Here is a 15,522-nt window from a genome sequence, read left to right as displayed (position 1 = left end):
TGCACGCTCCAATCCCGATGAAAGGAACCCTGTTGTCTCAGAATCACCTTCCCAGCGGCGCCCGCGCGTCGAGGCGGACGCGACCACGATCGCTCGCGCTGCTCGCACTCGTCGGCACGGCCGTCGCCTCACTGGTCGCCGGCTGTGCCGCGCAACCGCCCGCACAGAACGACGGGACGGTCGTCGTCGCCGTGCCGAGCCAGGCCACGCAACTCAGCTGGGACGCCGGATGGGTCAACTCACCCGACTACCTGGACCTGCAGGGGCTCCTGAACGGAACCCTGATCCGGAAGCCCTACATGGAGTCCGAACAGGCCGGCGTGCTCATCCAGGACGTCTCCAAGTACGAGCCCTACCTCGCCGAGTCCTACGACGTGAGTGAGGACCAGCTCACGTACACGTTCCATCTGAAAGAGGGCGTGATCAGCCAGGCGGGGAACGAGCTCACCGCCGATGACGTGATCTGGTCCTTCGAGCGGAAGTTCAACGCGCCGGCGAGCATCTCGCCCGGGCTGCTCATCGCCTCGGGACTCTCGGACCCGGCCAGCCAGATGCAGAAGATCGACGACTACACGGTCTCCTTCACGGTCGCTCAGCCCGGCTACGGGTTCACGCTCCTCGGCACGCTCTCGGACAACGCCGCCCAGGTCTACGACTCGACGTTCCTGAGCGAGCACGCGACGCCTGAGGATCCGTACGCCGTCGAGTGGTCGGAAGGGCAGACCGGATTCGGATTCGGGCCGTACCGCGTCGAACAGATGACGGAGGGCGAGACCATCATCGTCGCCGACGAGAACTGGGTGCTCGGTGAGCCCGAGATCCAGCGCGTCGTCCGCCGTGTCGTGCCGGACGCCGGCAACCGGGCGCTCGCGGTCCGGAGCGGCGACGTCGACATGGCGCTCGCGCTCCGGCCGAACGACCTCGTCGACCTCGAGGCCGAGGGGAATGTCCTGGTGCCGAGTGTCCCGACCGGCAACCGCTTGGTCACCACGATGGTCGTCAACAATGCGCCCTTCGATGACGTGCGCGTTCGCCAGGCGCTCGCGTACGCGATCAACTACGAGCGCATCATCGAGGACAACAGCTACGGGCGCGCCACCGAGGAGCACGGCTGGCTCAACCCGACGCTGCCCGGCTACTCCAGCGACGGGCTGCCGCAGTGGACCTACGACGTCGAGAAGTCGCAGCAGCTCCTCGCCGAGGCCGGACTCAGTGGCGGCGTCCCGTTCACGCTCACGATCTCGAACGACGACCCGCAGCTCGCGGACATCGCCGTCTCGATGCAGGATTCCGCTCGCGACGCCGGCTTCGAGATCGAGATCGAGCGACTCCCGGCATCGCAGTATCGCGAGGTGTGGGCTGCCGGAACTGCGCAGGCCTTCCTCAGCGTCGACGGGTACTGGAACGTCTCGCCGGCCTACGCACTCCTGCTCAACTACTACGAGCCGCAGTCGGGCTCGCGATGGAAGAGCCCAGAGTTCGAGCAGGCAGTAGAGCAGGGCATGGCCGCGGGTGAAGTGACGTCCGACGAGGCGGGCGCGTTCTGGAACCAGGCCGAGAGCCTCATGCTCAATGACGCCGGCGTCGTGTACATGGCCAAGCAACTGCCGGCCGTCGCCCTGACCACGCGCCTGGAGAACTGGGCGTACCGCACCGACGGCACGAACGACCTGGCCTCGATGACGTTCGCGGACCAGGAATAAGGGGGCGGCGCATGGGAGACACGTGGAAGCGCGACGAACCGCAGTGGTTCCGGGTCACGGACCTGCCGGAACAGGTGAGCAGCGACCTCTCGTTCGCGGCCGGCCTCCTGGGGCGGCAGATCTCGCGCGACGAGACGACGGGCGCTGAGACCTGGCTGTTCTCGTTCGCCGAGGACTGGAAGCTCTCGTGGACCGTCGAGCACGGAACTCTGGAGTTCTTCATCCTCGCGGGCGGATTGGAGGCGAGCGGGCAGCGCCTCGGCTCCGCCGGATTCATCGGGGCGCCCCCTGGTACCGAGCTCGAGGTCACGGCGACCGAGGCCGGTGCGCTGCTCGCCTACTGGAACCCCGACCCCGCGGTCGGCGAGTGCTACGGCGGCTCGCCCGTCATTCTGCGCTCACCGGATCTGCGCTGGATCTCGGGCAACAACGAGAGCCGCGAGGACCTGCTGGAAGGAAATGGCGTGTCCCGCAAGGGTCTTCGGCCGCAGCTCGAGGGCATCGTCGCCGGTGGCAGCCTCGGGCTGCTCCACTTCCTGCCGGGGTACGCCTCCTTCGAGCGGGAGACGCACGATGCATGGGAAGAGGTCTTCATCGTTGCCGGAGACGTGTACTTCGCGGGTCGCGGCGCGGGAGAGCCAGGCTTCCTCGCGTGCAATCCCGCGAACTATCCGCACGGGCCATACGGCTCGCACTCGGGCGGTCTCATGATCATCCAGACCGGGCCGATGGCGAGGACCGACTACTTCCCGCTCGAGGGCACCAAGGAGTCGCTCGAAGGATTCATCGACGCGACCCCGTTCACGATGGCCGCCTCGAGCTCCTGATCGGCCGGCCGGCCTCCGGGCGAGCCCCGGAGGCCGGCTCAACTCGACCCAGACGTCACACGAAGGAATCAAGTGGAACACGAGACATACGAGGGATTGCGTCGGGATGACGGCCTCGCCGGGAAGGTCGCGCTCATCACGGGCGGTGCGAGCGGGATCGGACGCGCGCTCGCGGTCGCGTATGCCCGCGCCGGAGTGCGCTCCGTACTGGGCTACTACCCGGCGGACCCGCACGATCCGGACGAGGTGCTCGCGGAGGTCGCGGAGCTCGGCGGTGACGCGATCGCCGTACAGACGGATGTGCGGAGCTACGACTCTGTGCGTGCGCTCGCCGAGACCGCGATCGAACGGTTCGGCAGGCTCGACGTTGCGGTGGCGGGCGCCGGCATTCTTCGCCGAGCCGCGCTCGCCGACCTCGACGACGCCGCCTGGGACGATCTGCTCGCGGTCGACCTCGGCGGAGTGATGCGGACGTTCCGCGCAGCGGCCGCCGTCATGACGGGCCCGGGGGCGATGATCGCGGTGTCGTCCATCGCCGGAGGCGTCTACGGCTGGGACGACCACGCGCACTATGCCGCTGCGAAGTCAGGTGTGCTCGGGTTGAGTCGTTCGTTGGCGGTCGAGCTCGCCCCGCGTGGGATCCGGGTCAACGCCATCATCCCGGGGCTCATCGAGACGCCGCAGTCGCTGGACCCGGTCAACTCGCTCGGCCCGGAGGGCCTCCGCGCGTCTGAGGCGGCGATCCCCTTGCGCCGTGTGGGCCGGCCCGACGAGGTGGCCCGCGTCATCCGCTTCCTCTCGGGTGACGACTCGACCTTCGTCACCGGCCAAGAGTTCCTCGTCGATGGCGGCCAGACCATCCAGTGGCCCGCGTGAGGGCGCATCGATGGGTGAGTCGGCCATGACCGGGACGCTGGGGAGCGGATTCCCGGCGGTCGTGGGCGGAGCAGAGGCGGAGGAGCTCAGGTCATCTGCCACCACGGAGCGTCGCGCACCGCGAGCCCGAGTCCTGGTGCTCACCACCGGCGGAACCATTTCGTCCCGCCGGGCGGGAGCCGGTCTGGTCGCAACGGACGGCGCCTTCGACGTGCTCGGAGAGGTACAGGTCCCGCCGGATGTCGAGGTCGAGTACGTCGATCTCATGCGCGTCGGCTCCTACCAGATGCGACTCGCTGATCTGCGTGCGCTCTCCGATGCCGTGATCGAGGCGTTCGCGCGCACCGGCCGGCAGGCCGTCGACGGGATCGTCATCACCCATGGCACGGACACGCTCGAGGAATCGGCGATCCTCCTCGACCTGGTGCACGACGATCGCCGACCGGTGGTCCTCACAGGAGCGCAGCGCCCCGCCGACGCAGCCGACACCGACGGTCCGCGGAACCTCTCGCACGCGATCGCCGTCGCGGCGGCGCCCGAGGCGAGGGGCCTGGGCGTCGCGATCTGCTTCGCAGGTGAGATCCTGCGGGCGAAGGGCACTCGGAAGGTGCAGACCAGCGACCTCTCGGCGTTCGACACCCTCGGTTCGGGAGCGATCGGACATGTCGACGACCGTCGCGTGCGGATCCACGTCCGGCCCGTGCGGTCGCAACCGCTCGCGCTGCCGACCGAACGGTTCGACCACGTCCGTGTCGACGTGGTCGCCATGTATCCCGGCGCCGACGACCGCCTGCTCCGGGCCGCGGTCGACGCCGGTGCACGAGGCATCGTGATCGCCGGCAGCGGGATCGGGAACGCGAACCCGACCATCGCAGCGACAGTCGCAGAGCTCACCGCGGCGGGCGTGGTCGTCGCCCTGTCGACGCGAGTGTCCGATGGGCCCGTCATCCCGCTCTATGGCAACGGCGGCGGGGCGGATCTGGTGCGAGCGGGCGCCGTCGTGGCGGAGTTCTTGCCGGCATTCCAGGCGCGGATCCTCTTGGCATTGCTCCTCTCCTCCGGACAACCGCCTGACTCGGTCAGGTCGCGGTTCACCGACCACGTCTGACCCGTCGCGACCGGGTATGTCGCACCCACTCAGCACAGAACGCACTGCTCGCAACAACGAAAGGAACACCATGCCCAAGGAGATCTTCGTATCGTTCGGGATCGACGTCGACGCGGTCGGCGGATGGCTCGGCTCGTACGGCGGCCAGGACTCGCCGGGGGACATCTCGCGCGGCCTCTTCGCCGGCGAGGTCGGCGTGCCCCGCCTCAACCGGATGCTCGCCAAGTACGACCTGCCCTCGACCTGGTTCTGGCCCGGGCACTCCGTGGAGACCTTCCCCGAACAGTTCCAACAGGTCGTCGACGCCGGTCACGAGATCGGCATCCACGGCTACAGCCACGAGAACCCGATCGCGATGTCGCGGCAGCAGGAATCGGATGTGCTCGACCACTGCATCGAGCTGATCAGCTCGCGCACCGGGCGCCGCCCGACGGGATACGTCGCACCCTGGTGGGAGTTCTCGCGGGTCACCAACGAGCTGCTCGTCGAGCGTGGCATCCGCTATGACCACTCGCTCATGCATCGCGATTTCGAGCCCTACTACGTGCGCGTCGGCGACAGCTGGACGCCCATCGACTACGAGAAGTCGGCGAGCGAGTGGATGCGCCCCCTCGTGCGCGGCGAGGAGACCGATCTCGTCGAGATCCCCGCGAGCTGGTACCTCGACGACCTTCCGCCGATGATGTTCATCAAGGGCAGCCCCAACAGTCATGGCTTCGTCAACCCGCGGCACATCGAGGAGATGTGGCGTGACCAGTTCGACTGGGTCTATCGCGAGCAGGACTACGGCGTGTTCACCTTCACGATCCACCCGGACGTCTCCGGCCGGCCGCAGGTGCTGCTCATGCTCGAGCGGTTGATCGAGTACATCAACGGGCACTCGGGCGTGACGTGGGCGACCTTCGACCAGATCGCGCAGGACTTCATCGCGCGCTCGCCGAGGTCGAGCGCGGCGTGATCGGACCGCGCTGATGTGCGGAGCCTGCGGCGGAGGTGTCGGCGACCCGTTCGGGCAACGGGTCGCCGGCCCTCGCGTCCGCGACGCGATCGCGCGGTACCTCCAGGGGTTGCCCGGTGCCCCGGGCATCCGGCCGTTCGTCGGCGGCTGGACGATCAGCTCGCGTACGGGCGGCGCTGAGGTGTTCACGCGCGTCGACCGGCTCGTCGAGCGCTTGGCCCCTCGGCTGCGGATCGACCACGATCGGTTGCTCGAGCGCGTGCTCGTCGTCGCGCGTGAGGCCGGACGCGACACCTACCCTGTGATGAGCGTGTCTTCCTTCAGATCGGAGCCCGATGCCACCCCTGCACCATGAACCGTCCGGCGTGAGCTGGGCGGCGACGCATCGCTACGCCGCCGCCCGCGTCGTGTTCCCGGAGACCGTGGACGACGTGCGGGCGATCGTCCGCAGCGAGCCCCGGGTGCGCGCGCTCGGAACCCGGCACTCGTTCAACGACCTCGCGGACTCGCCAGGTTCGCTGGTGTCGTTGCAGCGCATGCGGGGCGAACCGGTGCTCGATCCTGACGCGAGCGAGGTGTGGGTGCCGGCCGGCCTGCCGTATGGCGCGCTCGCGGGCTGGCTCGATGCCCGCGGGTTCGCGCTGCCGAACCTCGGCTCGCTGCCGCACATCTCGGTCGCGGGGGCCTGTGCGGCCGGCACGCACGGCTCGGGCGATGCGAACGGCTGCCTGTCGACGTCGGTCACCGGGCTCGAGCTCGTCGACGGGCGGGGCGAGATCGTCACCCTGCGCCGCGGCGACCCCGAGTTCGCCGGCGCGGTCATCGGGCTCGGTGCGCTCGGCATCGCGACCCGGCTGAGGCTGGCCGCGATCCCCCGGTACCTCATGCGGCAGGACGTGTACCTCGATCTGCCCTGGGCGACGTTCCTCGAGCGCTCCGCCGAGGTGATGGCGGGCGGCTACAGCGTCAGCGTCTTCGGTCGGTGGGGCGCCGACACGCTCGCGCAGGTGTGGCGCAAGCGGGTCGTCGACGGCGAGACGGATGCCTCGGACAGCGACGCGTTCTTCGGCGCCGTGCCGGCGGGCGAGCGGGTGATGTCACCGGCCGACGAGGACCACGACAACACCACGGTGCAGGGCGGGGTCGTCGGGCCGTGGGCCGAGCGGCTGCCGCACTTCCGGTTCGACACGGTGCCGAGCAACGGCGATGAGATCCAGTCCGAGTACTTCGTGGAGCGTGCGCACGTGCGCGACGCCCTCACCGCGGTCCGCGCGCTGGCGGATGAGATCGACCCGGTGCTGCTCGTGACCGAGTTCCGGACGATCGCCGCCGACGCGCTCTGGATGAGTCCGCACGTCGGACGCGACAACTTCGCGATCCACTTCACCTGGCGGAACCGGCCGGACGAGGTGCGCGCGGTGCTGCCGAAGATCGAGGCCGCGCTCGAGCCGTTCGACCCGCGCCCGCACTGGGGCAAGTGGTTCGCGATGGACGCCGACACGATCGTGCCGAAGTACCGGCAGTACGACGCGTTCCGCGCGCTGCGCGAACGCCTCGACCCTGAGCACCGGTTCGGCAACGCCTACCTCGAGCGGGTCCTGCGACTGCCCGGGTGAGCGGCGTTCACGGGTCGGGTGCGGGGCGGAGGCGCTTCGACGCTCCGCGCGGTCGGCTCCCGTGTCGTGGGCTTCAGCCGAGCTTCCGGAGCCGCGGTGCGAGGTCGCGCTCGAAGAGGTGCATGAAGCGGCGCTGGTCGGCGCCGGGGGCGTGGAAGACGAGATGGTTCAGGCCCGCGTCGACGTACTTGGCGACCTCGGCGACGACCTGGTCCGGATCCACCCCGACGATCCAGCGTTTCGCGACCTGCTCGATCGGGAGGGCGTCGGCCGCGCGCTCCATCTCGACCGGGTCGGTGATCGAGTGCTTCTGCTCCGCGCTCAGCGACAGCGGCGACCAGAACCGGGTGTTCTCGAGGGAGGCCGCTTCGGTCTCCTCGTAGGAGATCTTGATCTCGATCATGCGGTCGATCTGCGTGAACGGCCGATCGGCGGCGGCGGCGCCTTCCTGCACTGCGGGAATCAGCTTCTCGGTGTACAGGTCCCAGCCCTTTCCCGAGGTGCAGATGAACCCGTCTCCCGCGCGGCCCGCGTACTTGGCCACGACCGGTCCGCCGGCGGCGATGTAGACCGGGATCGGCTGGTCGGGTCGGTCGTAGATCGAGGCGTCGTGCGTGGAGTAGTACTCGCCCTCGAAGCTGACCCGGTCCTCGCTCCAGAGCGCGCGCATCAGCCGCACGGCCTCGCGGAGCCGCGCGAACCGCTCCCGGAACTCGGGCCAGTCCTGCGTGCCTGCGCCGCGGAAGCCGGTCGCGATCTCGTTGAGTGCCTCACCGGTGCCGAACCCGGCGATCACGCGGCCGGGGTAGAGGCAGCCGAGCGTCGCGAACGACTGGGCCAGCACCGCGGGGTTGTACCGGAACGTCGGCGTCATCACGCTCGTGCCGAGGCGGATGCTCGTGGTGCGCTCGCCGGCCGCGGCGAGCCAGGCGAGCGACGACGGCGCATGCCCGCCCTCGTGCCGCCACGGCTGGAAGTGATCGCTCGCGAATGCGGACTCGAACCCGTGCCCTTCGGCGGCCACCGCCAGCTCCACGAGCTCGCGGGGCCCGAACTGCTCCGCCGATGCCTTGTACCCGAGCGTCACCGTCATCCGATTCTTCCTTTCCTCGAAGCGAGGCGCACTCGCGCTCGCGGCGGCGCACTCGCGCTCGCGGCGGCGCACTCGCGCTCGCGGTGGCGCACTCGCGCTCGCGGCGACGCACGCGCGCGCCCTGGTGGGTCAGATCGCGCCGCCCCATGCGGCGGGAACGAGCACCCAGAGCAGCTCCGCACCATCGTCCGATCGCCACTGGTGCGGCTCCCGACCGTCGAACGTGATCGAGTCCCCGGCGTTCAGGGACCAGGCCCCGTCGCTCACCCAGAAGTCGACCGAGCCCGAGATCACATGCAGCAGTTCGAGCTCCGAGTTCACGGTGTAGGGCTTGTCGCCGCCGTTGCCGCCGGGTTCCACGGTCGAGCGGATCACCTGCATGCGCGACTCGCGTCGCGGGCTCAGCAGACGTTCACTCGTGCCGTCGCCGCCGAGATTGATGCGGGGTGCCTCATCGGCCGTCACGACCTGCACGTCGGAGGCGACGAACAGGTCGCCGATCTCGATGCTGAGGACGTCGCAGATGGACACGAGCGTCGACACGCTCGGGGAGGTCAGGTCGCGTTCGACGCGACTCAGGAACCCCTTCGTCAAGCCGGTGCTCTCGGCGACGTGCCCGATCGTCATCTGACGTTCCTGACGGCGCGCGCGCAGGCGGCTTCCGATTGCCGCTCGTTCAGCGTGCGATTCGATCGGAATTGGGCGCATCCACGGCCTTCCTCGTCAACGTGGCACTCGCCGTCCACGCGGATCCTGTCACGAGTGTAGTGCTCAAGAAGTTACTCACATGAAACCCCAGTGCACCAGTGCGAAACGTAACACGCTCGAAATTTTTCTCTTGCGCATCCGTCACAAAGGCGGTTTAGTGTCACTTCAAGCAACGAGAATTGCCCAGGACGAAACTTCGGGCCGACTGAGCAGAGTGACGGGGAATGACCACCAAGACAGATTCCACCAAGGAGATCGCGGACGGCCGCTTCCATCAGCTGATGGGCCCGGAGGCGGATCCGCCCTTCCTCGACCTCGTCGAGTTGGAGCAGACCTGGGGTCGCCGATGGGGCGCAGCCGACGAGGTGAGTCCCCTCCGGTCGGTGCTCATGCGCCGGCCGAGCGCCGGTCTGGCCGAGGTGCGCGCTGACGCCTATGACCCCGACCTGGACGCGTTCGTCGACCCCGACCGCAGCTGGTACTGGACCGGCGACACCCTGCCCGACCTCGACGCGGTGCGCGCGCAGTACGACGCGTTCGTCGACGTGCTGCGCCGCGAGGGCGTCGTCGTCGTGTTCGCACCCGATCTGCCGCCCCGGTTCACGAAGGCCGTCTATACCCGCGACCCGCTCGTGACCATCCCCGGCGGAGCGATCATCGGGCGGCTCGCACCGCGCATGCGTCGCGGCGAGGAGCAGTCGATCACCGCGACGGTCGCCGCCGCCGGCATGCCGATCCTCGGCACGATCACGGGTTCGGGGCTCGTCGAGGGCGGCAGCTTCGTCAAGGTCCGCCGCGACCACGCGTTCTTCGGCACCTCGGTCCGCTGCAACCCCGAGGGCGGTCGCCAGCTCGGGCGACTGCTCGACGAACACGGCATCCGCCTCTCGACCGTCAGTCTCCCCGGCTACCTGATCCACCTCGACATGTGCGCCGTCATGCTCGACGACGACCTCGCGCTGGTCAACCCGCGCCTCGCGCCCTACGACTACCTGTCGGCGCTGTGGGACCTCGGCATCGAGACCGTCGACGTGCATCCGGACGAGGAGTGGGCGTCGAACATGCTCGTGCTCGACCGCCGCCGAGCCATCCTGCCGGCCCACCTGCCGCGCACCGCCGAGCTCCTCGCCGACCGCTACGACGTCGAGGTCATCCCGGTGGAGTTCCGCGAGATCCTCAAGAACGGCGGCGGCCTGCACTGCTCGACCATGGAACTGCAGCGGGACTGGAGCTGACGATGTCCTTCCTCGACGACTTCAGGACGATGTCGACGTTCGGCGCGACGCCGGGCGGCGGCGTCGAACGTCAGGCGGCGAGCGCGGCCGACGGCGAGACCCGCCGCTGGTTCGGCGGCTGGCTCGCCGAGCAGGGGTTCCGGGTCGAGGTCGACGCGATCGGCAACATCTTCGGTCTGCTCGAGCTCGTGCCGGGCGCGCCGTACGTGCTCGTCGGCTCGCACCTCGACAGCCAGCCGCTCGCGGGTCGCTTCGACGGCGCGTACGGCGTACTGGCGGGCGCGCACGCCGCGCGCAGCGTGCGCGACCGCGCCGCGGCCGAGGGCGCGACGCCGCGCTTCAACGTCGCCGTCGTCGACTGGTTCAACGAGGAGGGCAGCCGCTTCAAGCCGAGCATGATGGGCAGCGCCGTGCACATCGGCCGGCTGCCGCTCGAGACAGCGCTCGCGACGACCGACCCGCGGGGGGTGTCGGTCGCCGACGCGCTCGACGCGATCGGCGGGCGGGGCGAGTTCACCGGTCTGGATGTCTCGGCCTACGCGGAGATCCACGTCGAACAGGGCCGTGAGCTCGAGGCCACGGGCACCACGATCGGGCTCGTCGCGTCGACGTGGACGGCGCAGAAGCTCGAGGTCGTCGTCACGGGCGAGCAGGCCCACACGGGTGCGGCTCCCATGGCCGACCGGCGTGACGCGCTCTTCGGGGCCGCGAAGCTCATCGTGGCCGTGCGCGAGCTCATCGACGGATTCGAGGTCGAGCAGCTCCACACCGCCGTGAGCGAGATGTACCTCGACCCGAACTCACCGGTCGCCCTCGCGCGCGAGGTGCGCATGCTCGTCGACATCAGGTCGCCGCGCCAGGACCTGCTCGAGACCGCGGTCGCCAGGCTCCGCACGACCATTGGGTCCATCGCCGCCGAGGCGCGGGTCGAGATCGACATCGTCGACGTCGTGGAGTGGTCGAGCGGCCCGTTCCTCGAGGCCGGTGTGCTGCTCGCCGGGGAGGAGGCCGCCCGGCTCGGCTACTCGCACCGCCGTTCGGCGACCGTCGCAGGGCACGACGCGACCAACCTCAAAGAGGTCGTGCCGACCGTCATGCTCTTCGTCCCCAGCGTCGACGGCATCTCGCACAACGAGCGCGAGTTCACCTCGGACGACGACCTGCTCGCCGGGCTCGACGTGTTGCAGTCGGTGCTCTACCGCCTGTGCGCGGGCGAGCTCGAAACGGAGCGCACGTCGTGAGCCGGACGCGAACCGGCGGCGACGTCGCGATCGAGACGCTGCGCGCGCTCGGCGCGCGTGCCGTCGTCGGCCTGCCGGGGCAGCACGCGCTCGGGCTCTTCGACGCGCTGCGCCGAAGCGATCTGCGATTGCTGTCCGCGCGCGTCGAGAACAACGCGGGTTTCATGGCCGACGGCCTCGCGCGACGCACCGGTTCGGTCGCGCCGCTGCTCCTGTCGACGGGTCCTGGCGCGCTCACCGCGCTGCCCGCGCTCATGGAGGCCGCGTCGTCGTCGATCCCGGTGCTCGCGGTCTCCGCGCAGATCCCCGTCGCGGGGCTCGGCGGCGGCCGGCACGGCTACCTGCACGAGCTTCCCGAGCAGTCGGCGTCCTTCGCCCAGATCGTGAAGTCGACGTTCACGGTGCGCGCGGCCGCGCAGATCCCTTCGGCGCTCGCCGAGGCCTGGTCGCTCGCCGCGAGCGCACCGCAGGGGCCCGTGCTCGTCGAGATCCCCCAGGACGTGCTCCTCGCCGACGTCGGCGACGACCTGCCGCCCGTCGCCGACGTGCCCACGACGATCTCGTCCCCCGTGGCGCGCGACGAGCTGATCCGCCTCGCCGCCGACCTGCTCACGGCGGCCGAGAGGCCCACCCTCCTCGTCGGTGGCGGAGCGGCCCGTGCGGGCGCCCGCGACGAGGTCGTCGCGCTCGCCGAGGCGCTCGACGCGCCGGTCTTCACGACGTTCAGCGGCCGCGACGCGATGGCCGGCGACCACGAGCTGCACGCGGGCGCCTGGCTCGAGGACATCGCGACGACCGAGTACCTCGAGCACGCGGACGTGCTGCTGGTCGTCGGCAGCGCGCTCGGCGAGCTGTCGAGCAACTACCACACGTTCGCGCCCGAGGGACGGGTCATCCAGATCGACGCCGATCTCGGGGTGATCGGCTCGAACCACGCCGTGGTCGGCGTGCACGCCGACGCGCGCGAGGCGCTCGGCCGTCTGCTGGGCGCGATCGGGAGGGGGACGGACGCGTCGCGTCGCGCGACGCGGCTGGCTGAGATCGAGGCGCTGGATGCCACGGTGCAGCGTCGTATCGACGAGCAGGGGTTCACCGCCGAGCGGGCCGTCCTCCGGGCCGTGCGCGACGCGCTGCCCGACGGCGCCGACAGCTTCTGGGACATGACGATGCTCGCGTACTGGGCGTGGTCGGCGTGGGAGGGCCGGGACGGTCGGTTCAGCTCGGCGCAGGGCGCCGGCGGTCTCGGCTACGCGTTCCCCGCGGCCCTCGGCGCCGCGTTCGGCGCGCCCGGTCGACCCGTGCTCGCCGTCTCGGGCGACGGCGGCGCCCTGTACGGCATCGCCGAGCTCGCGACGGCCGTGCAGCACGGGCTCGACGTGACCTGGCTGATCGTCGACGACGGCGGGTACGGCATCCTCGCGGAGTACATGCGCGGGGCGTTCGGCGTCGCGACCGCGACCGACCTCGTGACCCCCGACTTCGCGGCACTCGCCGCGAGCTTCGGCGTGCGCGCGGTCACCACAAGCGTCGAACGGCTTCGCGACGACCTGGCGAGCGCACTCGCCGCACCCGGTCCGTCGTGCGTGGTGCTGCCCGCGACCATCGGGCTCTTCGCGCCGACGCACCTGCATCGCGTCACGGGTTCGGGCCGGAACGGGGATGACGCATGAGCACCGCAGCCCGCCCCCTCGTGATCTTCACCGACCGGGCCGACCTCGACCCCGTCCCCGCCATCGACCTGCTCGAGGCGAACGGCTTCGACAGCGCGGTGCTCGACCTCGCGAACGACCCGCTGGTGCCCGAGGACGCGCGCCGTGCCGTGGCCGCCATCGTCGGCTACGCACGGATCGGCGACGCGGTGCTGCAGCAGCTGCCCGACCTGCGCGTGCTCTGCACGAGCTCGGTCGGCACCGACATGGTCGATGAGGCCGCGGCCGCGCGGCACGGCGTCGAGGTCGTGGGGCTCGCCGGGGCATCCACTCGGGAGGTCGCGACCCACACGCTCGCGCTCGCCCTCGCCGCCGTCCGCGAACTGCCGGCCGCGACCGCCGTCGCGCGCGACGGCGGGTGGACGACGCACTTCGATCGGATCCCCCGGGCCACCGAGGACCTCGTGTTCGGTCTGCTCGGGTTCGGGCGCATCGCGCAGGCGACCGCGGAGCTCGCGCGGCCGGTCTTCGGCCGCATCATCGCGCACGACCCGTTCCAGTCGGCGCCGGGCGCCGAGCACGTCGGGTTCGACGACCTGCTCGCCCGAGCCGACGTGCTCTCGCTCCATGTGCCGCTCACCGAAGCGAACCGGGGCATCGTCTCGGCCGACGCGATCGGTCGCCTGCCCGCGGGCTCGGTCATCGTGAACACGTCGCGCGGCGAGCTCGTCGACGATGCGGCCGTGCTCGCCGCGCTCGAGTCCGGGCGGGTCTCGGCGTACGCCGCCGACGTGCTCGCGGGCGAACCGCCTCAGGCGGCCGATCCGCTGCGCCGCCACCCGCGCGCGATCGTCACCCCGCACATCGCCTTCCTCTCCGACCGCTCCCTCGAGCGGTACCTGCTCTCGCCCGCCCGCACGATCCTCGACCGGCTCGGCCCCGCCCGGCCGGTTGCGACCGGAACCATCACCGCCATGGAGGCCACATCATGACCGAACGCCCGACGCAACTCTGGGGCGGCCGCTTCTCATCGGGGCCGAGCGAGGCGCTCCGACGCTTCTCGCGCTCGCCGGAGCGCTACTTCTCGCTCGCGCCGTACGACCTCCAGGGTTCGCGCGCCCACGTGCGCGAGCTCAATCGCGCGGGCCTCATCGACGACGCGGAGCTCGCGCTCATCACGACCGCGATCGACGAGCTCACGGCGGATGTGCTGACCGGGGCGACGCAGCCGATCGAGGCGGACGAGGACGTGCACACCTTCCTCGAGCGTGAGCTGATCGAACGACTCGGCCCGCTCGGCGGGAAGGTGCGCGCCGGGCGGTCGCGCAACGACCAGGCCGCGAACGACCTGCGCCTGTACCTGCGCGACCAGGCCCGCACGGTCGCCGCCCTCCTCGTCGGCCTGATCGACGCGCTCGCCGACCAGGCCGAACGCAGCCTCGACCTGCCGGTGCCGGGCTTCACCCACCTACAGCCCGCGCAGCCCGTCGTGTTCGCCCACCAGCTGCTCGCTCACGCGCAGCCGCTCGTTCGCGACCTCGCCCGCCTCCGCCACTGGGACGAGCGGGCGGGGGTGTCGCCTCTGGGAGCGGCCGCGCTCGCGGGGTCCACGTTCTCGCGTTCGCCCGAGACCTCGGCCGCCGAGCTCGGCTACGCCGGGGTCGCCGAGAACTCGATCGACGCGGTCGCGAGCCGCGACGTCCCGCTCGAGTTCCTCTTCATCAGTTCGCTCGCGTTCGTCGACCTCTCACGCCTCTGCGAGGAGATCACGATGTGGGCGTCGGTGCAGTTCGGCTGGATCCGGTTGGACGACGCCTGGTGCACCGGCAGCTCGATCATGCCGCAGAAGAAGAACCCCGACATCGCCGAGCTCGCGCGCGGCCGCGCCGGCCAGGTGCTCGGCGACCTCGTCGGGCTCATGGCTACCGTGAAGTCGCTGCCGCTCGCGTACAACCGCGACCTCATCGGTGACAAGCACGCCGTGCTCGACGCCGTCGAGTCGTTCGAGCTCGCGCTGCCCGCGCTCACCGGGCTCGTCGCCACCTTCACCCCGAACGCCGAGCGCATGCGCGCCGACGCGACCAAGGGCTTCACGCTCGCGACCGAGGCGGCCGACTGGCTGGCGCGTCGCGGCGTGCCCTTCAGCGAGGCGCACGAGGTCTCGGGCGCGATGGTGCGCTACTGCGAGGAGCGCGGCATCGAGCTGCACGAGATCCCCGAGAGCGCGCTCGCGGGCATCGACGAGCGACTGACCGCTGACGTGCTCCCCGCGCTCACGCTCGAGGCCGCGCTCGCGGCGCACGATGCGACCGGCGGCACCGCACCGGCGCGCGTCGCCGAGCAGCTCACCCGGGTGCGCGCGGCCGTCGCCGCGTTCCGCACCTGGATCGACGCGTACGACGGCCCGAGATTTTGACCGGCACCGCGTCGTGACCGGCACCGCGTCGTGACCGGCACCGCTTCCTGACCAGCACTGTCCTGCACCATCCGCACCGCACGCGGCCGGGC

14 protein-coding genes are annotated in these 15,522 nt (G+C 70.5%); 12 read left to right on the top strand and 2 right to left on the bottom strand.

Going from position 1 to position 15,522, the window contains the following annotated elements; translation table 11 throughout:
- Nucleotides 1-32 precede the first annotated feature (32 nt).
- The 7 genes from QU602_RS18290 to QU602_RS18260 all read left to right on the top strand — a co-directional run bounded on the left by QU602_RS18290 (nucleotide 33) and on the right by QU602_RS18260 (nucleotide 7,088).
- The gene (locus tag QU602_RS18290; RefSeq protein ID WP_308797882.1) at nucleotides 33-1,703 is read left to right on the top strand and encodes an ABC transporter substrate-binding protein; all 1,671 of its coding nucleotides are present in this window, start codon (nucleotides 33-35) and stop codon (nucleotides 1,701-1,703) included.
- Nucleotides 1,704-1,714: 11 nt separating this feature from the next.
- Complete coding sequence (locus QU602_RS18285; protein ID WP_308797881.1) at nucleotides 1,715-2,530, top strand: hypothetical protein; 816 nt, start codon at nucleotides 1,715-1,717, stop codon at nucleotides 2,528-2,530.
- Between the two features lie 72 nt (nucleotides 2,531-2,602).
- On the top strand, nucleotides 2,603-3,406 hold the full coding sequence (locus tag QU602_RS18280; RefSeq protein ID WP_308797880.1) for an SDR family NAD(P)-dependent oxidoreductase: 804 nt from the start codon (nucleotides 2,603-2,605) through the stop codon (nucleotides 3,404-3,406).
- A 25-nt stretch (nucleotides 3,407-3,431) separates the two neighbouring features.
- Entirely contained in the window at nucleotides 3,432-4,514 is a 1,083-nt protein-coding gene (locus tag QU602_RS18275; protein WP_308797879.1) for an asparaginase, read from the top strand.
- Between the two features lie 70 nt (nucleotides 4,515-4,584).
- A complete protein-coding gene (locus tag QU602_RS18270; protein WP_308797878.1) occupies nucleotides 4,585-5,472 on the top strand; it encodes a polysaccharide deacetylase family protein in 888 nt (295 codons plus the stop codon).
- Between the two features lie 13 nt (nucleotides 5,473-5,485).
- Nucleotides 5,486-5,827, top strand: a complete 342-nt coding sequence (locus QU602_RS18265; protein WP_308797877.1) for a hypothetical protein — start codon at nucleotides 5,486-5,488, stop codon at nucleotides 5,825-5,827.
- Nucleotides 5,808-7,088, top strand: coding sequence for an FAD-binding protein (locus QU602_RS18260; RefSeq protein ID WP_308797876.1), 1,281 nt, complete (start codon nucleotides 5,808-5,810; stop codon nucleotides 7,086-7,088). Before QU602_RS18265 ends, QU602_RS18260 begins: the two co-directional genes overlap by 20 nt.
- A gap of 73 nt (nucleotides 7,089-7,161) precedes the next feature.
- On the opposite strand, the gene fgd is transcribed toward QU602_RS18260, so the two are convergent.
- Nucleotides 7,162-8,181: a glucose-6-phosphate dehydrogenase (coenzyme-F420) gene (gene fgd, locus QU602_RS18255; RefSeq protein ID WP_308797875.1), complete on the bottom strand. Its 1,020-nt coding sequence runs from the start codon at nucleotides 8,179-8,181 to the stop codon at nucleotides 7,162-7,164.
- Nucleotides 8,182-8,310: 129 nt separating this feature from the next.
- Nucleotides 8,311-8,889, bottom strand: coding sequence for a helix-turn-helix domain-containing protein (locus tag QU602_RS18250; RefSeq protein WP_308797874.1), 579 nt, complete (start codon nucleotides 8,887-8,889; stop codon nucleotides 8,311-8,313).
- Between the two features lie 224 nt (nucleotides 8,890-9,113).
- On the opposite strand from QU602_RS18250, the gene QU602_RS18245 reads away from it, so the two are divergent.
- Genes QU602_RS18245 through argH form a run of 5 tightly spaced genes read left to right on the top strand, consistent with a single transcriptional unit; the run spans nucleotide 9,114 to nucleotide 15,430 of the window.
- Nucleotides 9,114-10,124, top strand: a complete 1,011-nt coding sequence (locus tag QU602_RS18245) for a dimethylarginine dimethylaminohydrolase family protein (protein ID WP_308797873.1) — start codon at nucleotides 9,114-9,116, stop codon at nucleotides 10,122-10,124.
- Nucleotides 10,125-10,126: 2 nt separating this feature from the next.
- On the top strand, nucleotides 10,127-11,365 hold the full coding sequence (locus QU602_RS18240; protein ID WP_308797872.1) for a M20 family metallo-hydrolase: 1,239 nt from the start codon (nucleotides 10,127-10,129) through the stop codon (nucleotides 11,363-11,365).
- Complete coding sequence (locus QU602_RS18235; protein WP_308797871.1) at nucleotides 11,362-13,035, top strand: thiamine pyrophosphate-binding protein; 1,674 nt, start codon at nucleotides 11,362-11,364, stop codon at nucleotides 13,033-13,035. Before QU602_RS18240 ends, QU602_RS18235 begins: the two co-directional genes overlap by 4 nt.
- Nucleotides 13,032-14,006: a C-terminal binding protein gene (locus tag QU602_RS18230; protein ID WP_308797870.1), complete on the top strand. Its 975-nt coding sequence runs from the start codon at nucleotides 13,032-13,034 to the stop codon at nucleotides 14,004-14,006. Before QU602_RS18235 ends, QU602_RS18230 begins: the two co-directional genes overlap by 4 nt.
- Nucleotides 14,003-15,430: an argininosuccinate lyase gene (gene argH / locus QU602_RS18225; RefSeq protein ID WP_308797869.1), complete on the top strand. Its 1,428-nt coding sequence runs from the start codon at nucleotides 14,003-14,005 to the stop codon at nucleotides 15,428-15,430. Before QU602_RS18230 ends, argH begins: the two co-directional genes overlap by 4 nt.
- The last annotated feature ends 92 nt before the right edge of the window (nucleotides 15,431-15,522 follow it).

Origin of the sequence: Agromyces protaetiae, from assembly GCF_030866785.1 — a bacterium.
Lineage (GTDB): Bacteria > Actinomycetota > Actinomycetes > Actinomycetales > Microbacteriaceae > Agromyces > Agromyces silvae.
This window is presented reverse-complemented; position numbering and strand designations above follow the sequence as displayed.